Origin of the sequence: Petropleomorpha daqingensis, from assembly GCF_013408985.1 — a bacterium.
GTDB classification, from domain to species: Bacteria; Actinomycetota; Actinomycetes; order Mycobacteriales; family Geodermatophilaceae; genus Petropleomorpha; species Petropleomorpha daqingensis.
In genome coordinates this window covers 938,378-958,780 of record NZ_JACBZT010000001.1, presented here as the reverse complement: position 1 = coordinate 958,780, position 20,403 = coordinate 938,378, and the positions used below count along the sequence as shown (strand labels likewise).

Below are 20,403 nucleotides of genomic sequence, written 5' to 3'. Positions count from 1 at the left end.
GCCGGGTCGGCGCCGAGGACGGCTGTCCTCCCACCTCGGAGTGGCAGTCTGGTGCCCGCGGCCGGGAGCGCGGGGGCAGACGAAGGAGGATCGCGGGTGCACGTAGCGGAACGGGATCCGGCCGACGCCGAGGTCCCGGAGTCCCCGGCACCGGCCGGCCGTGGCCGGCGGCCGGTCCTCGCCCTGGTGCTGGGCCTCGTGGCTCTGGTGAGCGCGGCGCTGCTGCCGTTGGCGCCGGTCGCGATGAGCACACCGACGGTGAGCTGGCCGCAGGACCCGCAGCGGCCGGTCTCCACGATGCTCGAGCTGACCAACGAGCAGCCGGTCTCGCTCCGGGCCGAGTTCAGCTGCGCGGCGGCCCGGGTGGCCGGCGCGACGGCTGACGGTGTCGTGCTGTCCACGATCGTCCCTGACCACCCGGCGGCCGGATCGGACGGCCTGCTCGTCACCGTCCGCGACGGAGCGCTGTCCATCCTCGACCGTGGCCGCGACGTGCTCGCGGAGGACGTCCCCGCGGGGGACTGCCGCTACTCGCTGCGGGCCGACGCCGGTGCCCTGACCGTCGACCGGGACGGCGTCCGGGTGGCCTCGGTCCAGCCGCGGGCCGGCACCGGCGTGCTCCCTGACGTCGACGTGCTGGTCACGAGCGCCGACCGCCTTCCGGCCGCCGACGACCTGCGCGTCGAGCTGACCGTCGACGACCAGTTCAACAGCACCCCCGCGCCGGCGAAGAAGGTCCTGATCGCCGTGCTGCTGCTCTCGGCGATCGGCTCGCTGGTCGCCCTGCGTCGCCAGGACCGTCGCCAGGACCGTCGCCCCGCGCCGTCCGAGGAGGCCCCAGCGGAAGAAGGCGCCGTCCGCGGGGGAGCGGTCCGGCGGCTCGTCGTCCTCGTGGACGTGGCCGTGATCGGGACGATGGCCCTCTGGTGGTTCATCGCCCCGCTGTCGGACGACGACGGCTACTACGCCGCGATGGCCCGCAACTCCGACGCGACCGGCTTCGTCGGCAACTACTACCAGCTGCTCAACCAGTCGTTCACCCCCTTCACCTGGTTCTACCGGGTGCTCGGCTGGTGGCAGGTGGTGGGCGACAGCCCGGTGGTCCTGCGCGTGCCGGCGCTCGCCCTCGGACTGGGCACGTGGGTCCTGCTCCGGCGCTTCCTCGCCCGGCCGGGCGCGCTGCCGGCCGCGTGGGCGAGCCGGCCGTGGCCGCGGCTGGGCGCATTCGTCCTGCTGGGCCTGACCTTCCTCGCCTGGTGGCTGCCGTACGGCATGGGCGTGCGGCCGGAGGCGGTGGTCGGCTTCCTGGCCACGGTCGTGCTGGTCTGCGTCGCCGCCGGGCTGCGCGGCGGTCGGCTGTTCCCCTTCGGGGTGGCGTTCGGCGCCGCCGGCCTGGCCATCGCCTGCCACCCCACCGGCTTCGTCGCGCTGGCGCCCCTCCTGGTCGCCCTGCCCCGTCTGATCCCGCTGGTGCGCGAGGGTGCCGACCGGATCACGGTCCTGACCCGCACGGTGCTGCTGCTGGCGCCCGGTGCCTTCCCCGTGGCCGCCGCGTTCGCCGACGGGACGCTGCACGAGTTCCTCCGGGCGCAGGAGCTGTTCGTGACCATGTCGGGCCAGAACCACTGGTACGACGAGTGGCAGCGGTACATGTTCCTGCTCAGCCCGAACCCGATGGGCTCCTACGCCAAGCGCGCCGCCGTGCTGCTCGCGCTGGTCGCGCTGGGCTGGTTCGTCGCGCTCGCGGTGGCCGCGCGGATGCGCGGGGTGCGCATGTCGCCGGCCCTGCGCCTCGCCGGTCCCTCTCTGGGGCTGGCCTTCCTCATGCTGTGGCTGACCCCGAGCAAGTGGACCCACCACTTCGGTGCCATGTTCGGGCTGGGGCCGGCGTTCCTCACGCTGGTGCTGGTGTCCGCCCCGGCGCTGGTGCGAGAGGTGACCGGCGGGCGGCGGATCGGATGGCCCGTGCCGCTGGCCGTGCTCGGCAGCGGGGTCGTGGCCTTCGCGCTGAGCTTCCAGGGGCCGAACCAGTGGGCCTACACCTGGCTGCCCGGGATGCCGCACGCCGGCGTGCCGCCGTTCGTCGGCCCGGTCAGCTTCGGAAGCCTCCTCGTCTGGGCGGTCGTCGCGGTGCTCGTCGTCGCGGGGGTCGCGCTGTGGCGACGCCGTCGCGCGGCGCCGGACGAGCGGCGGGGCGCGCCGCCGTGGCTGGTCGCCGTCCCTCTGGTGGTGACCGTCTTCCTGGGAACCACGCTGGGCTACCTGGTCGGCGGCTTCGGCTACGCGACGCTCCGGACGGTGGCGACCTGGTCGCCGTGGGCCGACGCGCTCACCGATCCGCTCTCCCACGGCTGCGACGCGGCGGGGGCCGTGCGGGTGACAGATCTCGACGCGGCGCGGCCGCTCGACGTGGCGGTGCCGGCCCCGCCGCCCGACCCCGGCTCCGCGTTCGTCACCGACGGCGGCTGGTTCCAGCCGGGACCGCCGCCCACGCCCGTGGGGAAGGCCGCCAGCTCCGAGGTCTGGGGGTCGCTCGTCGGACCCGACGGGGAGGACCGCACCGGATCGATGACGACGTCCTGGTACCGGCTGCCCGACGTCGGGGAGGGCCAGGATCTCGTCGTCCTCGCCGCCGGCCTGCTGGGTGAGGGCAACCGGCTCACCGTCGAGTACGGGTCCGGCACCGGCGCCGGGCAGCCGACGGTCGTGCACACCCAGGAGCTGACCGACACCGAGGACGCCCCGATCTGGCGGACGTTCACCCTGGACGTCGCGGCCGCCCGTGCCGACGGTGCCACGTCGGTCCGGCTGGTCGCGGAGGACCTCTCGGGCGGGAACGGCGGCTGGCTGGCCTTCACCGGTCCGTCCGTGGCGCCGCTGGTCCCGCTGACGCGGTACCTGCCCGCCGGCGCGCCGGTCGCGCTGGCCTGGCAGCTCGCGTTCCTCTTCCCCTGCCAGCGCCAGCCGCTGACCCACTTCGGCATCACCGAACCGGCGCGGTACGGGGTGCTGTGGGTGGACAACCCGCAGACCAGCGGCGTCCACGACGCCACGTGGACGCTGGGCCGGGGAGGGTTGTTCGCCCCCATCGCCCGGACGTCGTCGATGACCGAGCTGGCCGGGGTCATCGACGGGTCCCCCGGCGTCGAGGCGTTCCAGGTCCAGCGCTTCGGCCTGCCCTACCCGGTCGACGCCTACGACCTGCACGTGGAGCGGACCGAGCGGCTCGGCTGGCAGGGCCCGTGATGCACTCTCGGTGACCTCCGGATCCCCCGTCCGGGGCTCCCGCCCGCCTCGGCCGCGCCGTACGGTGTGTTTTCCGCAGCGTTGCGGCGGTCACCCCTGGTGAGGTGGGACGAGGGACGACGGAGCGCGGGAGGGAGGGGTCGCCGATGGTCTCGGAGGGTGTCGGGCGCGATGATCCCCGCACGGCCCGGGGCACCGAGGTGCCGCGGACCGGCTTCGAGGGCAACTTCGCGATCAACGAGAGCGCCGTCGCGCCGGTCTCCGGTGAGCCGACCGCTCCCGTCCGCAGCTCGGCACCCGGCACGCTGGTCGGCAGCATCGTCCAGGGGCTGCGGCCCCGGCAGTGGGCGAAGAACGTGCTCGTGTTCGCCGTGCCGCTCGCCTCTGGCTCGATCGCGCAGCCCCGCGTCCTGCTCGCGGTCCTGGTCGCGTTCGTCCTGTTCTGCCTGGTCTCCGGCGGCGTCTACCTGATCAACGACGTCCGGGACGCCGACGCCGACCGCCAGCACCCGCGCAAGCGCTTCCGGCCGGTCGCCTCGGGGGCGCTGCCGCCGCGCGTGGCCGTCGCCGTGGCGGTCGTGCTGCTCGCCGGATCCCTGGCCGCGGCGGTCCTGCTGACGCGCCCGGCGCTGGCCGGCGTCCTGGGCGCGTACGTCGCGATCTCCGTGTGCTACTCGCTGTTCCTCAAGGACCAACCGGTCATCGACCTCGCGGTCGTGGCTTCGGGTTTCCTGCTGCGGGGGGTCGCCGGCGGCGCCGCCGCGGGGATCGCGCCGTCCCAGTGGTTCCTGCTCGTGGCGTCCTTCGGCGCGTTGTTCATCGTCGCCGGCAAGAGGTACGCGGAGATCCTGGCGATGGGCGAGGGGGCCGGCGCCACCCGCAAGAGCCTGGTCTCCTACTCGGCCAGCTACCTCAGGTTCGTCTGGAGCATGTCGGCCGGCGTCACCTGCACGGTGTACTGCCTGTGGGCCTTCGAGCTGCGCGATGCGAGCGGGGTGCCGTGGACGACGATCTCCATCGCGCCGTTCGTCCTGGGGCTGCTGCGCTACGCCGTGGACGTCGACCGCGGCACCGCCGGCGCGCCGGAGGACATCCTGCTGCGCGACCGGTTCCTGGTCGGCATCGGCGTCGTCTGGGCCGTGGTGTTCTCCCTCGGCGTCATCAACTGAGGACCGACGTCCGCCGCTAGCCGAGCAGCCGCTGCACGCCGGCCAGGCGGGCGTCGCCGGCCATCGACGCCAGCCACGCCGACCAGCCCGGCCGGGTGCTCAGCGCCTCGAGCGCCGTCCGGGCGGCGGCCCGGTCGCCCCGGCGGGAAGCCGCGAGGGCGGCGTAGAGGTCGCGGGCGCCCTCGGGGGCGAACAGCGCGAGGGTGTCGTAGTCGCGCTCGTCGTAGGCCCGCTGCAGGTTGCGCAGCATCCGCAGCTGGGCCACCGGGTCGCCGGAGTCGTCGACCCGCAGGTCCATGCGCACGCCGTCGTCCTCGTCGCTGACCGGGTCGGCCCCGACGACCAGCAGCGCCGAGGACTGACGCCCCCGGACGTCGCCGCCGGCGTCCTGCCCGGCGGTCAGCGCGGCGAGCAGCCGGTCGGGCAGCCCGCCACCGGCCGCGACGAACGCCTGCGCCATCGCCGGGAGGACGTCGGTCGAGGCGAGCATGTTGCCCTGCACGCTCCAGCCGTCGCCCAGGACGTGCCCGCTGACGGGGAAGGAGCCCGGCGCGGTGTCGGCGGCGACCCGGCCGGTGGCGTCCAGGACGGCGATCTGCCGGTCGGCGTCCTCGGCCGAGTGCGCCGCCCGCTTCACCAGCTCGTCGGGGGAGGCGCCATCGGCCAGGCCGGCGAGCAGCGACGTGCCCAGACCCCGGCGGCTGCGGGCCTGGACGGCGACCACCCCGACCCCCGGGCGCACGCTCGGCACCGCCCGGCCCACGGCGAGGATGCACGAGGACACGGCGATGCCGAGCTCACCGGTCTCGGGATCGCGCGCGAGGACCGAGAAGGTCACCCGGCAGCAGCAGCGGGGATCGACATCGTCGGGACGTCGTCGGGCACGGTGAGCTTCGCGCCGGTCTTCTCGACGACCTCCTCGACGGTCACGCCGGGCGCGATCTCGCGCAGCACCAGGCCCTCGTCGGTGACGTCGACGACGGCGAGGTCGGTGATGATCCGGTCGACGCAGGCCGGCCCGGTGAGCGGCAGCGTGCACTCCTCGACGATCTTGGCCGAGCCGTCGCGGGCGACGTGCTCCATCATCACGATCACCCGCTTGGCGCCCTGGACGAGGTCCATCGCGCCGCCCATGCCGTTGACCATCTTGCCGGGGATCAGCCAGTTGGCCAGGTCGCCCCGGATGTTGACCTGCATGGCGCCGAGGATGGCGAGGTCGAGCGCGCCGCCGCGGATCATGCCGAAGGAGGCCGACGAGTCGAAGAAGCTCGCTCCCGGCAGGATCGTCACGGTCTCCTTGCCGGCGTTGATCAGGTCGGCGTCCTCCTCGCCCTCGTACGGGTAGGGGCCCACGCCGAGGATCCCGTTCTCGCTGTGCAGCACGACGTGCACGCCGTCCGGGACGTAGTTGGGGACCAGCGTGGGCATGCCGATGCCGAGGTTCACGTACTGGCCGTCGACCAGTTCCTGGGCCACGCGGGCGGCCAGCTCATTACGGGTGAGCGCCATCAGGCCGACGCCTCCTTCTCGGCACGCGGCCGGGTGGTGCGGAACTCGATCTTCTTGCCCTCGGTGCCGACCTCGACCACCTTCTGCACGTACACCCCGGGCAGGTGCACGTCCTCCGGGCGGATCTCGCCGGGCTCGACCAGCTGCTCCACCTCGGCGATGGTCACCGCGCCGGCCATGCCGGCCAGCGGGTTGAAGTTGCGGGCCGACTCGTGGAAGACCAGGTTGCCGTGCCGGTCGCCGACGGCGGCGCGGACCAGGCCGAAGTCGGCGGTCAGCGCGGTCTCCATCACGTACTGGCGGCCGTCGAACTCGCGGACCTCCTTGGGCTTGCTGGCCTCGACGACCTTGCCGTCGGCGTCGTAGCGGATCGGGATGCCGCCGTTGGCCACCAGCGTGCCGACGCCCGTGGGCGTGTAGAACGCCGGGATGCCGGCGCCGCCGGCGCGCAGCCGCTCGGCGAGCGTGCCCTGCGGGGTCAGCTCGACCTCCAGCTGGCCGGACAGGTACAGCCGCGCCAGCTCCTTGTTACCGCCGACGAAGGAGCTGATCGTCTTGCGGATCCGGCCGGCGTAGAGCAGCACGCCCAGCGCCTGGTCGTCGACGCCGCAGTTGTTGGAGATCGTGGTCAGCTCGTTCGTGCCCTGCTCGAGAAGGGCGTCGATGAGCTTGATCGGGACCCCGCAGAGCCCGAATCCGCCGACGGCGAGCGTGGCGCCGTCGGAGATGTCGGCCACTGCCTCCCGGGCGCTGGCGACCACCTTGTCCATGCACGAACCACCGTTCGAAAGGCGCGCCGGAGGCGACCCTCAGGCGGGCCGTCCCAGTGCGCGGATGCCGTCGATCTCGGGTCCGAGCGTAGCCGTGACCCGTTCCGCGGCCGCGCGGGCGGCCAGCCCCGCGGGGTCGGGGTGCCGGCACAGCACGAGGGAGGCACCGGCGGCCAGGGGAGCGAGCAGCCAGGCGACCGGGCCGGCCTCCGCGGCGCTCGCCTCGTCGACGAGGACGCGGTCGCCGTCGGTCAGCCCGAGCCGGGTGGCCAGCTCCTGCGCGGCGGCGGTCAGCCCGCCCAGGGTCAGCTCGAGCCCGCCGGCCCGCAGGCCGGGTGCGGCGGGGTCCGGCGGCGACCACGGGACGAACCGGTCGCCGGCGCCGCGCACCTCCAGCGCGAAGTCGCGGGCCGAGCCGGAGTAGCCGGTCATGCCCAGGCCCAGCGGGTGCAGGGAGAGGCCCAGCACCTCGCCGGTGGCGACCTCCTCGACCGCGGGCAGCCGGTCCTGGGCCACGAGGACGACGTCGGCGTCGGCGAGCGCGCCGTCGTCCTCGGCCGGGCTGTCGAGAACCGTGGCGCCGCAGGCCCACACGGCGAGCAGCACGGCGGCGGTCTGCCAGTGCACCGGCAGGGCGACGGCCACGCTGCGGCCGGCCTCGACGTCGAACTCCTGCTGCAGCAGGTTCGCCGTCTTGGCCACCCAGTTGGCCAGCGTGGTCGCCGACAGCTCGACCCGCTCACCCGTCGCGTCGTCGTAGGAGGTGACCAGCGGCGCCGCCGCGTTGCGGCGGAGCGCGCCGTCGAGCAGGTCGGCCGGGGTCACCGCCCGGGACCGTCCCCGCCGTGCGCCAGCCACGCCGTCGTGAGGAACGGCGCCAGGGACGTCGAGAACGTCTTGGTGATGTGGCTGCCGTCCCAGTAGACGACCACGCCACCGATCACCGCGTGGCACAGCCGCGGGTCGCAGAAGGAGTCGGTGAGGTCGAGGACCTGCACGCCGCGCATGCCCTGCACACCGTCGGCGATCGAGTCGGGCGTGACCCGCTCGCTGCGCGGCCCGGCACACGGGTCCTCGGTGGTGTGCGACGCGCCGATGCAGTCGGGCACCGGGACCTCGCGGTCACCCAGCTCGCCGTCCGGGGAGACCCCGTTCGTGGTGGGCAGCGCGCGGATGACGTAGACCTTCTTGCCCGCGTCGACGAGCGGCTGCAGGGCCGACTGCACGACCGGGGCGGGCCATTGGTTCACCAGCGAGCCGTCCGGGGTGACGTACTTGTAGATGTCGGAGCGGTAGGTCGTGAAGACCGTCGTCACCGAGGGGTCGGCGGCCACGGCGGCGATGACGTCCCGGCTCCACTCCGCGCAGGCGGCCGGCTGGGCCGGGTCCATCCGGGGCCCGGTGAACGAGTCCGTGGACAGGGCGGGGCAGCCGGAGTGGGCGTAGAGCACCGCCGAGAGCCGCTGGTCGTCGGCGAGACCCTGGACGGCCTCCCACCAGGACGCGGCGTGCGAGTCGCCGATGAGTGCGACGGTCCCCGTCGATCCCGCCACGTCGTGCCGGCACGGGGCCAGCTCGGTGGAGGTGTCGTTGGTCAGGCAGAACATGCCGCTGGACAGGTCGTCCTTGGCGAAGGCCGGGTCGACCGTCGAGGTGACGGCGAAGGGGTTCGCGCAGCCCCTGTCGGCGTCCATCGCGCCGGCGCCGAAGCACGGATCCCCGCCCCCGGCGAACTCGGCCGCCGCGGCCCGCGCCTGGTCGATCCGCGTCTGGACGTAGAACCACCCACCGGCGGCCGTGGCCACGACCAGGCCGGTGCTCAGCAGCGTCGCGAGAAAGGTGACCCTCGCCCGGCGGCGGTTGAGGAAGGTGCCGGTGCGCACCGGGTCCTCGACGAGCACCTTGGTCAGCCACGCGGCCACCACGGTGAACACGAGCACGCCGATCTTCGACCGCGTGCCCAGGTCGTGGCCCAGGGCGTAGGGGAGGATGATCACCGCCGGCCAGTGCCAGAGGTAGGCCGAGTAGGAGACGTCTCCCAGGAACCGCACCGGGCCGAAGTCCGCGACCTTCGTCGGGCTCCAGTCGCCCCGCGGTGAGCCGGCCCAGATGACCGCCACCGTGCCGAGCACGGGCCACAGCGCCGCCGTGCCGGGGAACGGCGTCACGGCCGAGAAGGCCAAGGCCGAGAACGCGATCGCGCCGAACCCGGCCCACGACACGACGGCCCGCACCCCGTCGCGACCGGCCAGCGGCGAGGCGGCGAGCAGGGCCAGCAGACCACCGAGGCCGAACTCCCACGCCCGGGCGGGGGTGGCGAAGTAGGCCGAGGAGGGGGAGTAGGTGGTCGCCCAGAGCGAGTAGCCGAAGGACGCCACGGTCACGATGCCGAGGGCGCCGGCGACCAGCGAGACCCGGGTCCGCAGCCGGGCGGCCAGCCAGACGGCGGCCAGGATCAGCAGCGGCCAGACGAGGTAGAACTGCTCCTCCGTGGACAGCGACCAGTAGTGCTGGGCCGGGGAGGCGAGGTTGTCGGCGGCGAGGTAGTTGACCGCATCGCCGGCGAGGACCCAGTTCTCGACGTAGAGAGCCGATCCGCCGATCTCGCGCAGGAAGCCCTGCCAGTTGGTCTGCGGGACGAACGCGAAGACGGCCACCGCGCTCACCAGCAGCACGAGCAGCGCAGCGGGCAGGAGCCGGCGGGCCCGGCGGGCCCAGAACTGCGCCAGGTGGATGCGTCCCTCGCGCCGCACCTCGCGCATCAGGTGGCTGGTGATCAGGAAGCCGGACACGACGAAGAAGACGTCGACGCCCACGTAGCCACCGGGGACCCGGTCGGGGACGACGTGGTACAGGACGACCAGCGACATCGCCAGCGCGCGCAGCGCCTGGATCTCGACGCGGACCTCGCGGGAGCGAGCCGGGCGTGCATCGCCTGACGCGGGCGGCCGCGGCCGGTCGACGTCCTGCGGGCGCTCCATGGTGGCCGTCACTCGCGCGCTCTCCTCATCGGCTTCGTGGATCGGGCTCACCGCCCGGAGACGGGCGCATCGCGGACCGTCCGCACAGGCGGCTTCTGCGGCCCGAGGATCGATCCGGGATCACCCCGTCGGCTGGGTCGGGAAGCATCCCGACAGGCGTTTCCCGCCCGTGCTCGTGTCGGAGTCTAACGAGCGCACGGGGTGACGGACCGGTCCTGAACTGCAACATTCGTCTCTCCCGCAGCGTGGGTCCGCCGGGTCCCGCACGTCTAGTTGATGCAGGTGGTGTCCGCGGCGGTGCGGGCTTCCTCGCCCTCCGTCGGCGCCGCCGGCGCGCTCGGCGCGACCGCCTGGCCGACGCCGTTGAAGTCCTTGCCGATGACCAGCTGCACGGTGCCCTTCGTGGCGGTGGCCAGCGGCGTGAGGGTGGCACCGGGGACGCGGGCGGCCAGGGTGTTGGCCAGTGCGTCGTCGCCGGGGGCGTAGCGGATCTCGGTCTTGGCGTAGTTGCTGGAGTCGGCGTTGCCCGTGGTGCCGACGACGAACCCGGCGCTCTGCAGCGCGGTGGCCGCCTTGCCCGCCAGGCCCGGTGTGCCGGAGCCGTTGTAGACCTCGACGGTCACCGTGCCCGGCGCCACCGTCGCGGGGGCTGCGGGCGTGGCGGTCGTGGTGTCCTGGGTCTGCGGCGCCGGGTCGGCGGACAGCTGGGCGAAGAACGAGTGCAGGGTGCTCGTGTCGGCCAGCCGGACGACGTCCTTGCCGTCCACCTTGCCGGTCCCCAGGTTGGGCACGGTCTGGAACTCGATGTTCCCGGCGGTCACCGACTGCATCTGCTGAGCCAGCTGGAGCAGGTTCAGCGACTGGTCGACCGTCAGCGACTCGGCCGCCGCCTGCACGAGCTGCCGCTGCTTGCCGAGGTCGAGCAGGACGTCCTCCGAGAGGAGCTTGCGCAGGACGCCGGCGATGAACACCTGCTGGCGCCGGATGCGGTCGAAGTCGGTGCTGGTGTTGCCGATGTGGTGCCGCTGCCGGACGAACTTCAGCGCGTCGGCGCCCGTGATCGTCTGCACGCCGGCCGGGAAGTACGCGCCGGAGTACTGGCGGTCGTCGACCGGGGCGCACAGGTTGACCTCGACGCCGCCGACCACCGTGGCGAGCTTGAAGAAGCCGAGCAGGTCGACCTCCGCGTAGTGGTCGATCTGCAGCCCGGTCAGCTGGCTGATGGTCTGCACGAGCAGCTGGGAGCCGGCCGCCTCCTTGGCGCTGTCGTCGGCGTCCGCGCCGGCCGACTGGTAGCCGTAGGCGTAGGCGGCGTTGAGCCGGTCCTTGCCGTGGCCGGGGATCTGCACGTAGGAGTCGCGCGGGAAGGAGACGAACGAGGCGCGCGACCCGTCGGCGGGCACGTGCACCAGGATCATCGTGTCGGTGTTCATGCCGCCGGAGTCGTTGGCGCCGGCGTTCAGCTCGGCGAGCTGCGCGGGGGTGAGGTCCTCGCGGCCGTCCTGCCCGACCAGCAGCAGGTTCATGTCCGCGCCCGTGTGCGACGTGTCGTCGTTGCCGGAGGTTGGGATCGCGTCGGTGCGGTTCACCGAGGCGTCGGCGACCTGACCGAGGTACCAGCCCCAGCCGCTCGTGGCCAGCAGCGCGAGCGAGAGCACGGCGGCGACGACCCGCGCCACGTGCGCCCATGGCCGGGTGCGCGGCCGCGGGGCGGCGGCACCGTTGTCGGCAGGGCGGGAACGGGCGGGACGGCCGGCGCGCGGGTCGAGCCGCGGGGGGAGCGGACGACCGAGGTGGTCCTCCTGCTCGAAGCGGTCTCGGCTCACGGATGTCCCCCTCGTGCGTGTCCTCGCCGGGCACGTGTCGCGGGTGACGACCCCGCTCCGGCGCGACCGGCGGGCAGCCGGCGAGAACGATGCTGACATCGGCCGCGGACCATCCGGCGAACCGACACGGGGAACCGTCCGTCACCGTCCGGGGCCGCGCCCGCCTGGCCCCGGATGTGCGCAATCGGCCCATCAGTCACAGTGGTCGGGAAGGCCTACGACGGGCGGTGGCGAGTCCGTCCACCCTCGTTTCCCCCACGTGACCCACGGGTTGCGGAAGAAATGGTTCGTACCATCGGCCGGATCGGCTCCCAGGTAGCGTGAGTGGGCGTGGCATCGGCACAACTCGGCGGTCGTACGTACCGTGCGGCGCTCCTCGATCTGCGCACCGGGTGGACGCAGCGACAGCTGTGGGCCCATCTCGGCTGGCAGGACATCCGTCAGCGCTACCGGCGCTCGGTGCTCGGTCCGATCTGGATCTCGATCACCATGGCGGTCACCGCCATCGCCCTCGGTGTCCTCTACGCCGGGTTGTTCGGCAACGACCTGTCGATCCAGCTGCCCTACATCCTGGTCGGCTTCATCATCTGGAACTTCATCGCCGGCTGCATCAGCGAGGGGTCCGAGGTCTTCATCTCCAACGTCGGGCTCATCACGCACCTCCCGGCGCCACTGTCGGTGCACGTCTACCGCCTCGTGTGGCGGCAGACCCTCTTCTTCCTGCACAACCTGGTGGTCTACGCGATCATGCTGATCGTCTTCCCCCAGAACCTGCACTGGTCGGATCTCGCGGCGATCCCGGCCTTCGTCGTCCTCGTCCTCAACGGCGCCTGGGTCGCCCTCCTGCTCGGGGTCGTGACCACCCGGTTCCGGGACCTGACCCCCATCACGCAGTCGATCGTCCAGCTGGCGTTCTTCCTGACGCCGATCGTCTGGATCTACCGGGACCTGCTCAACAGCCCCAACCCGGCGATCGCCGAGCGTGCCCGCCTCGCCGAGCTCAACCCCTTCCTCCACTTCGTCGAGATCCTGCGGCGGCCGATGCTGGGCGAGCCCCAGGAGCTGCGCTTCTGGGTCGTGGCCCTCGTGATCACGGTGGTGGGCTGGGCGCTGACGATGGTCGTGCTGCGCCGCTACCGTTCCCGAGTCTCGTATTGGGTGTGAACGTGAGCCTCCTCCCGGACCTCCCCGAGGTCAGCATCACCGCGACCGACGCGTGCGTCGACTTCCCGATCTTCGACGCGAAGAGCCGTTCGCTGAAGAAGACGATGATGGGCCTGGTCGGCGGGAACATCGCCAGCGAGTCCAAGGTGCCGATCATCGAGGCCCTGCGCGGCATCACGCTGCACCTCGAGCACGGTGCACGGGTCGGGCTCGTGGGGCACAACGGCGCCGGCAAGTCCACGCTGCTGCGGCTGTTCTCGGGCATCTACGAACCGACGCGCGGGACGGCGCAGATCCGCGGCCGCGTCGCGCCGGTCTTCGACCTCGGCGTGGGCATGGACCCCGAGATCTCGGGCCTGGAGAACATCATCGTCCGCGGGCTGTTCCTGGGGATGACCCGCAAGCAGATGGAGGAGCGCGTCGACGACATCGCCGAGTTCACCGAGCTCGGGGACTTCCTCCGGATGCCGCTGCGCACCTACTCGACCGGGATGCGCGTGCGGCTGGCGCTGGGCGTGGTCACCAGCATCGACCCGGAGATCCTGCTGCTCGACGAGGGCATCGGCGCGGTGGACGCGGCCTTCCTGGAGAAGTCGAAGAAGCGCCTCGCCGAGCTGGTGGAGCGCTCCGGCCTGCTGGTGTTCGCCTCGCACTCCGACGAGTTCCTGCGCGAGCTCTGCGACACCGCCATCTGGATGGAGCACGGCCAGGTGAAGCGCCAGGGCGAGATCGAGGAGGTCCTGCGGGCCTACAAGGGGCACGCCGCGTGAGCGCTGCTGCTCCGGCGGACGCCGAGCGGATCGTCGTCGTCGTCGTCACCCGGTACCGCCGGGACCTGCTCGCGGAGAGCCTCGCCGCGATCGCGACGCAGACCCGTCCGGTCGACCACGTCATCGTCGTGGACAACGGTCCCGAGCAGTCGGTGGAGGAGGTCGTGCGGTCCTGCGGGCTGCCGGTCACCTACCTGCCGAGCCGCCGGAACCTCGGGGGGGCCGGTGGCTTCGCGCTCGGGATGCTGCACGCGCTCTCCCTCGGCGCGGACTGGGTGTGGTGCGCCGACGACGACGGCCGCCCGGCCGACGACACCGTCCTCGCCACACTGCTGGATTCCGCCCGCACGCACGGCCTGGCCGAGGTCTCGCCGCTGGTGACCGACAAGGCCGACCCGGAGCGGCTGGCCTTCCCGCTGCGGCGGGGGCTGCGGTGGCGACGCCGGCGCAGCGACTTCGCCGGTCTGGACCTGCTGCCCCGGTACGCCTCGCTGTTCAACGGCGCGCTGTTCCGGGCCGACGCGCTGGACGTGGTCGGCGTACCCGACTACCGGCTGTTCTTCCGCGGCGACGAGACCGAGATCCACCGGCGGCTGCTGCGCGCCGGTCTGCCGTTCGGCACCTGCCCGCAGGCCGCCTACGTCCACCCGGAGGGGACCACCGAGTTCGAGGACATCCTCGGCGGGCGGCTGTCCGCGCAGTACCCCGCCGACGAGGTCAAGCGGTTCTTCACCTATCGCAACCGGGGATACCTCATGGCGCAGCCGGGCATGCGCTGGCTGCTGCCGCTGGAGTTCCTCCGGTTCGGCTGGTTCTTCCTCGTCACGCGGCGCGACCGGGCCGGGTGGCGGGAGTGGCTGCGGCTCACGGCCGCCGGCCGGCACGAGCGGTTCACCCGGGCCTGACCGGGTCCCGGAACGCCGAAGAGCCCCCGGGCGGCAGCTGCCGTCCCGGGGGCTCTTTCGTCGTGAAGGGGCTCAGACTCGCTCGTAGCCCCAGTCCTCGAAGGCCTCGCTCCAGCGGTCCACCGAGGTGAGCTCGGCGGCGGCCGCCTGCCAGCGCTGCTGCAGATCCGGGAAGTTCTTCGACATCTGGTTGAGCAGGCGCACGGAGTTGGCGAACAGCGCGCGGAACGCCTTCGGGTCGCGCTGCCGGAACGTGACCCCGCGGCCGTCGGCCGTCCCGACGGTCGCCGAGTCCAGCCGCGCCAGGAGGAACCAGCGGGCGTCCTGGTAGGCGAGGTTGAGCTGGGGCACCTCGCGGTTGACCGGCGCCACCGGCGAGGCGTTGTGGGCGATCGCCTTGACCAGCGTCGAGCCGATCTGCAGCGGGTTCACCGGGATCTGCCGGAACTTGATCGCCTCGGCGGCGGCCATGGACGGCAGCGGGAGCTCCGCCTCCGAGGAGAGCACGCGTCCGTCCGAGTGGGTGGCGCGGGTCTCTCGGGCCCGGACGACGGAGGCGGGCATCTGCTCGAACATCGCCTCCGGACCGGCGAGGAAGTCGCGGTAGGCCATCTGGTGCAGCTCCACCGTGGAGTACTGCAGCGTGATGAGGAACCGCAGGTCGTTCTTGAGCATGTCGCGGAACATGCTGCCGCCGTGCTTGTGCGGGGAGTGCAGCGCGGCCGCGATCAGCCGGTTGCGGATGTGGAAGTACGCCTGCCAGTCGCTGGCGTCGTCCTTGTCCCCCCACGAGAGGTGCCAGATCGCGGTGCCCGGCAGCGAGACGGTCGGGAAGCCCGCGGCGAAGGCGCGCAGCCCGTACTCGGCGTCGTCCCACTTGATGAACACCGGCAGCGGCATCCCGACGGTCTCGAAGACCTGCCGCGGGATGAGGCACATCCACCAGCCGTTGTAGTCGACGTCGATGCGCCGGTGCAGATCCGGCGACTCGCGCAGCGTCTCCTCGCCGAAGTCGTGGAAGTACTCGGTGTTCGGGGCGTTGCGCCAGAAGAAGTTCGACCGGTCGACGATCTCGCCCATGGCGTGCAGCACGGAGCGGTCCTGCAGCGCCAGCATCTGGCCGCCGACCAGGATCGGCTCCTTGGCGTAGGCGGCGAAGGCCCGAGCCCGCAGCAGGCTGTCCGGCTCGAGCTGGATGTCGTCGTCGAGCAGCACGACGTGCGTGGCCTCGCTGCGGGTGAAGGACTCGTGGATCGTCCGGGCGAACCCACCGCTGCCGCCCAGGTTGGGCTGCTGGACCACGCGCAACCGGTCGCCGAGCGCGTCGGCCACCGCCGGGAAGTGCGCGGCGTCCTTGACGTGCTTGTTGCCCTGGTCGGCGACGACCACGAGGTGCAGGTCGTCGCGGACGGTCTTGTCCTCGACCAGGGCCTCGAGCGCGGCGACGGCGTCGACCGGCCGGTTGTAGGTGCAGATCCCCACCGCGAGCTTCAGCTCCTCGGCGGGGGCGTGGGGAGCGTACCAGCCGGCGTCGCGGATGCTGGTCGGCTCGTCGGTGGTGATGTCGAACCAGTACCACCCGCCGTCGGCGAAGGGGGCGAGGTCGAGCTCGAACTCCAGCGTCCGGTCGGCGCCCTCGTGGGTCGCGCCGGTCACGTGCATCGACTCGCCGTCGGCCTTGGACCGGTAGATGTCGACGCGGCAGGCGCCGGACAGGGTCATCCGGAGCACGACGTTCTCGAGGACGCTCCAGCGGCGCCAGTAGCTGGCGGGGAAGGCGTTGAAGTAGGTCGCGAACGAGACCTCCCAGCCGGCGCCGAGCTCGGCGGTGAACCGGTCGCGCACCTTGGCCCGACCGGAGTTCACCTCGTCCAGGTACAGGTTGCGGACCTTGAGCTGGTCGGCCGGCCGCGGCATCAGGACCCGCTGGAGCAGCTGCACGGCCTTGCCCGGTACCAGCTCCTCCGCACTGGGCTCGGCGACGGCGTCGGGAAGGACCGGCTCGTCGGTCGCGAGGCTGTGGTTGGTCATGTGCCGGTCAGTTCCTCCGGGTCGGTGGTGCGTCTCGGGCGGCGGTCCTGGCCGCCGGGCCCGCTCAATCCTCGAGGCGGCCGTCGAGCGACTCGCCCTGGTCGAAGAACGGGCGGATGCGGTTGTCGAACATGGAGAGGGCCGAGCCGATCGCCATGTGCATGTCGAGGTACTTGTAGGTCCCCAGCCTGCCCCCGAACAGGACGCGCCGCTCCTCGGCCTCCTTCTGGGCGAGCTGGCGGTAGCGCTCGAGCTTGGCGCGGTCCTCGGGGGTGTTGATCGGGTAGTACGGCTCGTCGCCGGTCTCGGCGAAGCGCGAGTACTCCCGCACGACGACGGTCTTGTCGTCGGGGTACTTGCGCTCGGGGTGGAAGTGCCGGAACTCGTGGATCCGGGTGAACGGCACGTCCTCGTCGGCGTAGTTCATGACCGAGGTGCCCTGGAAGTCACCGATCGGCAGCACCTCGGTCTCGAAGTCCAGGGTGCGCCAGCCGAGCTCGCCGGCCTCGTAGTCGAAGTACTTGTCGATCGGGCCGGTGAAGACCGTCGGCACGTCCTTGGGCAGCTCGTCGCGGACGTCGAAGTAGTCGGTGGACAGGCGCACCTCGATGTTCGGGTGCGCGGCCATCCGCTCCAGCCACGCGGTGTAGCCGTCGACCGGCAGGCCCTCGTAGGTGTCGTTGAAGTAGCGGTTGTCGAACGTGTACCGCACGGGCAGCCGGGCGATGACCGCCGCGGGCAGCTCGGTGGGATCGGTCTGCCACTGCTTCTTCGTGTACCCGCGGATGAACGCCTCGTAGAGGGGGCGGCCGATCAGCGAGATCGCCTTCTCCTCGAGGTTGGCGGCCTCGGCGGTGTCCAGCTCTCCGGCCTGCTCGTGCACGAGGGCACGCGCCTCGGAGGGGGAGAAGCTCTTGCCGAAGTACTGGCAGATCGTGCCCAGGTTGATCGGCAGGGAGTACGTCTTGTCCTGGTAGATGGTGAAGACGCGGTGCTGGTAGTTCGTGAACTCGGTGAACCGGTTGACGTACTGCCAGACGCGCTCGTTCGAGGTGTGGAACAGGTGCGCCCCGTAGACGTGCACCTCGATGCCGGTCTCCGGTTCGGGCGCGGAATAGGCGTTGCCGCCGATGTGGTCGCGCCGGTCCAGCACCAGGACGCGCTTGTCCAGCTCGCTGGCGACCCGCTCGGCGACGGTGAGGCCGAAGAATCCGGAGCCGACCACGATGAGGTCAGGGCTGGGCTCAGTCACGCCTTCCGACTGTACCGGCGGGGCCACCCGCCCACCGGCGACCGACCGAGACGAACCCGTCCCGCTCGTACCACGAGCCACACGGGTGCCGCGCCGCCCCGACGGCCCCGCCGTGACGGCGTGTGACGGTTCGGTTCGGGTAGCTTGCCAACACGTGGGGAGCGAGGTTCTGGACGAACTGAACCGGCACGCGGCAGCCATCGGCGACGATCTGCGGCTCGTGCAGGGGGCCGGGGGCAATCTCAGCGGCAAGGACGGCGGCCTAGTGTGGGTCAAGGCGTCGGGCACGCGGCTGGGTGAGGCGCTGGACCGGCCGATCTTCGTCGGCGTCGACGGCCCGCGCGCACGGGAGGATGTGCTGCGCATGGAGGATCTCCGGCACGTCGTCGTCGAACTGGCCGACGAGCGGGCCTCCCGGCCGTCCATCGAGACGGCGCTGCACGTCCTCCTCCCGCACCGTTACGTCTTCCACGTGCACTCGGTCGGCGCCGTCGCGGCCGCCGCGCAGCGCGAGCCCGCCGCCGTCCTCGACCGGCTGCGCGAGGTGGCGCCCGTCGCCTGGGTGCCCTACGCCAAGCCAGGTATCGCGCTCGCCCGCGCCGTCCTCGCCGCGCAGGAGGCGGCCGGCGACTCCGCCGAGACGGTCTTCCTGCTGGGCAACCACGGGCTGCTGACCGCCGCCGGCACCGCCGACCGCACGCGCGAGCTCATCGACGAGGCGGAGGCGGTGCTGCGGGCCGACGACACTCCGCTGACGCCGGGTGGGGACGACCCGACGGAGCTGGCGCCGGCGGGCAGCCTCGACGCCGCCGGCACGCGGATGCTCGTCGGTGGCGTCCTGACCCCCGACGAGGCGGTGTTCCTCGGGCGGCGTCCCTTCGCCGACGCGCCCGACGCCGGCGGCTCGGCCGTCGTGACCTCGGAGGGTGCGGTGCTCGTGCGCGAGGACCTCTCCGCCGACGCGCGGGAGATCGCGCTCAGTTTCGTGGCGGCAGCGACGCACGCGGACCCCGCGGCGCCGGTGCGCTACCTGGACGACGACGAGGTCGACGCTCTGGTCGACTGGGAGGCCGAAAAGTGGCGACGCGGGATGGAGCGGTGAAGCCGCAGCTGGTGATCCCGATGACCGGGATCAGCTCGCGGTTCACCGCGGCGGGGTACGACCGCCCGAAGGCGCTGATCGAGATCGACGGCGAGACCGTGATCGACCACGTCATCGACATGTACCCGGGCTGGGACGACGTGGTGTTCATCTGCAACGCCGACCACCTGGCAGATCCTCGGCTGCGGCTGCGCGAGCGGCTGCTGGAGCGGCGTCCGCAGGGCACCGTCGTCGAGGTCGCGGCGCACAAGCTGGGCCCGGGGCACGCCGTCCTGGAGGCGGCCGACCACATCGCCCGGGACAAGCCGGTGGTCGTGAACTACTGCGACTTCACCAGCTACTGGGACGCCGACGACTTCGCCGACTACCTCGGCTCCGGCGTCGTGACCGGTGGGGCGATCCCGGCCTACCGCGGGTTCCACCCCCACACCTTGCACACGACGTCCTACGCCTACCCCAAGCTCGAGGGGCAGTACGTCGTCGACATCCAGGAGAAGCAGCCCTGGACCGACGACCCGCACTCGGAGTTCGCCTCGTCGGGGACCTACGGGTTCGTCAGCGGGCAGGTCCTCCTCGACGCCCTCGAGCACCAGGTGAAGGCCGGTTACCTGCTCAACGGCGAGTTCTACCTGAGCCTCACCTACAAGAGCGTGCTGGACCTCGGGCTCACCGTGGGCGTCTACGAGCTGCAGCACTTCATGCAGTGGGGGACCCCGCAGGACCTCGAGGAGTACCGGGAGTGGTCCAACGCCCTGGCGCACTGGCTCCGGGGCCCGGCCGAGCCCGAGCCCCACGCCACGCGCGTCGTCCTGGCCAGCGGGGCCGGCAAGCGCTTCGCCGATCTCGGCTACGACCGGCCCAAGCCGCTGCTCGACGTCGCCGGGCGCACGCTGCTCGAGCACGCGCTGCTCGCGGTGCCGGGCGCCGAGTCGGTCGTCGTCACGCGGTCCGACCTCGGGGACGGCGGCGCGGTCGCCGACCTGGCGGTCCGCGAGGGTGCCGCCGTCGTCGAGCTCGCGGGGCTCTCCCGCGGGCAGGCCGACTCCGCGCTCTCCGGTCTGCGTCCGCTCCTGGACAGCGCCCCCGACCGCCCGGTCACCGTCACCGCCTGCGACGCCGTGCCCCGTCCGGCACCAGGCGCCCTGGCAGGGGCGCTGCGCGCCGCGGGCGACGACGGCCTCGTCGTCTGGATCGCCCCGGGCTACCGGCTGGCCCGGCGCCGGCCGCAGCAGTACGGCTGGGTGACCTGGGACGACGAGGGCCTCGTGCAGCGCACGTGGCTCAAGGAGGCACCGGAGGACCCGGCCGAGGCCGGCGTGATCATCGGCACCTTCAGCTTCCCGTCCGCGCGCACGGCCGCCGCCGACATCGAGGAGCTGCTGTCCAGCGACGAGACCGTCAACGGCGAGTACTACCTCGACAGCCTCGTGCGGCGCTTCGTCGCCGCCGGGCGGCCGGTGGTCGTGCTCCTGCTGGACAGCTTCGTGTCCCTCGGGACGCCGGACGAGTACGAGACCTTCCGGTACTGGCAGAGCTGCTTCCACAAGTGGGTACACCACCCGTACGCGCTGGCCGCCGACCCGATGGTGCCGCCGACCGCGCGGGCCGAGCTGGACCGGACGTTCCGCGACTTCGTGCCGACGGCCAGCGGGCGGACCTGGGCATGAGCGGGGGACTG

Annotated in this window: 15 protein-coding genes; 7 read left to right on the top strand and 8 right to left on the bottom strand. The window is 72.4% G+C overall.

Annotated elements, in window-relative coordinates; genetic code table 11:
- The first annotated feature begins 96 nt into the window (after positions 1–96).
- Together GGQ55_RS04650 and GGQ55_RS04645 are read left to right on the top strand one after the other, a co-directional pair.
- Complete coding sequence (locus GGQ55_RS04650; protein WP_179715337.1) at positions 97–3,246, top strand: arabinosyltransferase domain-containing protein; 3,150 nt, start codon at positions 97–99, stop codon at positions 3,244–3,246.
- Positions 3,247–3,392: 146 nt separating this feature from the next.
- Complete coding sequence (locus tag GGQ55_RS04645; RefSeq protein ID WP_179715336.1) at positions 3,393–4,415, top strand: decaprenyl-phosphate phosphoribosyltransferase; 1,023 nt, start codon at positions 3,393–3,395, stop codon at positions 4,413–4,415.
- A gap of 16 nt (positions 4,416–4,431) precedes the next feature.
- Here the strand turns inward: GGQ55_RS04645 and GGQ55_RS04640 are convergent, their stop codons facing one another.
- From GGQ55_RS04640 to GGQ55_RS04615, 6 genes are all read right to left on the bottom strand, one after another.
- Positions 4,432–5,253 carry a DUF1028 domain-containing protein gene (locus tag GGQ55_RS04640; RefSeq protein WP_179715335.1) on the bottom strand — a complete coding sequence of 274 codons (822 nt, stop codon included), beginning with the start codon at positions 5,251–5,253 and terminating at the stop codon, positions 4,432–4,434.
- Positions 5,250–5,924 carry a CoA transferase subunit B gene (locus tag GGQ55_RS04635; RefSeq protein WP_179715334.1) on the bottom strand — a complete coding sequence of 225 codons (675 nt, stop codon included), beginning with the start codon at positions 5,922–5,924 and terminating at the stop codon, positions 5,250–5,252. The genes GGQ55_RS04640 and GGQ55_RS04635 overlap by 4 nt, the downstream gene beginning before the upstream one ends.
- Positions 5,924–6,694 carry a CoA transferase subunit A gene (locus GGQ55_RS04630; protein WP_179715333.1) on the bottom strand — a complete coding sequence of 257 codons (771 nt, stop codon included), beginning with the start codon at positions 6,692–6,694 and terminating at the stop codon, positions 5,924–5,926. The genes GGQ55_RS04635 and GGQ55_RS04630 overlap by 1 nt, the downstream gene beginning before the upstream one ends.
- 39 nt (positions 6,695–6,733) lie before the next feature.
- On the bottom strand, positions 6,734–7,519 hold the full coding sequence (locus GGQ55_RS04625) for a TIGR03089 family protein (RefSeq protein WP_179715332.1): 786 nt from the start codon (positions 7,517–7,519) through the stop codon (positions 6,734–6,736).
- The gene (locus tag GGQ55_RS04620; RefSeq protein ID WP_179715331.1) at positions 7,516–9,687 is read right to left on the bottom strand and encodes an acyltransferase family protein; all 2,172 of its coding nucleotides are present in this window, start codon (positions 9,685–9,687) and stop codon (positions 7,516–7,518) included. Before GGQ55_RS04620 ends, GGQ55_RS04625 begins: the two co-directional genes overlap by 4 nt.
- A gap of 257 nt (positions 9,688–9,944) precedes the next feature.
- Positions 9,945–11,501: an LCP family protein gene (locus GGQ55_RS04615; protein WP_366488746.1), complete on the bottom strand. Its 1,557-nt coding sequence runs from the start codon at positions 11,499–11,501 to the stop codon at positions 9,945–9,947.
- 330 nt (positions 11,502–11,831) lie between these two features.
- On the opposite strand from GGQ55_RS04615, the gene wzm reads away from it, so the two are divergent.
- The 3 genes from wzm to glfT1 are packed head-to-tail and all read left to right on the top strand — an operon-like array spanning position 11,832 to position 14,340.
- The gene (gene wzm, locus GGQ55_RS04610) at positions 11,832–12,665 is read left to right on the top strand and encodes a galactan export ABC transporter permease subunit Wzm/RfbD (protein WP_179715329.1); all 834 of its coding nucleotides are present in this window, start codon (positions 11,832–11,834) and stop codon (positions 12,663–12,665) included.
- Positions 12,666–12,667: 2 nt separating this feature from the next.
- Complete coding sequence (gene wzt, locus GGQ55_RS04605) at positions 12,668–13,435, top strand: galactan export ABC transporter ATP-binding subunit Wzt/RfbE (RefSeq protein WP_366488744.1); 768 nt, start codon at positions 12,668–12,670, stop codon at positions 13,433–13,435.
- Positions 13,432–14,340: a galactofuranosyltransferase GlfT1 gene (gene glfT1 / locus GGQ55_RS04600; RefSeq protein WP_366488742.1), complete on the top strand. Its 909-nt coding sequence runs from the start codon at positions 13,432–13,434 to the stop codon at positions 14,338–14,340. The genes wzt and glfT1 overlap by 4 nt, the downstream gene beginning before the upstream one ends.
- A gap of 72 nt (positions 14,341–14,412) precedes the next feature.
- Here glfT1 and GGQ55_RS04595 read toward each other — a convergent pair whose 3' ends face one another.
- Both GGQ55_RS04595 and glf read right to left on the bottom strand, forming a co-directional pair.
- Positions 14,413–16,371 (bottom strand): glycosyltransferase, encoded by a 1,959-nt coding sequence (locus tag GGQ55_RS04595; RefSeq protein WP_179715328.1) that lies wholly within the window; start codon positions 16,369–16,371, stop codon positions 14,413–14,415.
- A 64-nt stretch (positions 16,372–16,435) separates the two neighbouring features.
- Positions 16,436–17,623, bottom strand: a complete 1,188-nt coding sequence (glf, locus tag GGQ55_RS04590; protein ID WP_179715327.1) for a UDP-galactopyranose mutase — start codon at positions 17,621–17,623, stop codon at positions 16,436–16,438.
- Positions 17,624–17,777: 154 nt separating this feature from the next.
- Here glf and GGQ55_RS04585 point away from each other — a divergent pair, with 154 nt between their 5' ends.
- Both GGQ55_RS04585 and GGQ55_RS04580 read left to right on the top strand, forming a co-directional pair.
- Positions 17,778–18,725 carry a class II aldolase/adducin family protein gene (locus GGQ55_RS04585; RefSeq protein ID WP_179715326.1) on the top strand — a complete coding sequence of 316 codons (948 nt, stop codon included), beginning with the start codon at positions 17,778–17,780 and terminating at the stop codon, positions 18,723–18,725.
- Positions 18,722–20,392, top strand: coding sequence for an NTP transferase domain-containing protein (locus GGQ55_RS04580; RefSeq protein ID WP_179715325.1), 1,671 nt, complete (start codon positions 18,722–18,724; stop codon positions 20,390–20,392). The genes GGQ55_RS04585 and GGQ55_RS04580 overlap by 4 nt, the downstream gene beginning before the upstream one ends.
- Positions 20,393–20,403 lie beyond the last annotated feature (11 nt).

Bases quoted from the DNA above. Each gene is read 5' to 3' on its own strand.
- GGQ55_RS04645 (WP_179715336.1), top strand. From the start codon at position 3,393: ATGGTCTCGGAGGGTGTCGGGCGCGATGATCCCCGCACGGCCCGGGGC.
- GGQ55_RS04635 (WP_179715334.1), bottom strand. From the start codon at position 5,924: ATGGCGCTCACCCGTAATGAGCTGGCCGCCCGCGTGGCCCAGGAACTG.
- GGQ55_RS04630 (WP_179715333.1), bottom strand. From the start codon at position 6,694: ATGGACAAGGTGGTCGCCAGCGCCCGGGAGGCAGTGGCCGACATCTCC.
- GGQ55_RS04595 (WP_179715328.1), bottom strand. From the start codon at position 16,371: ATGACCAACCACAGCCTCGCGACCGACGAGCCGGTCCTTCCCGACGCC.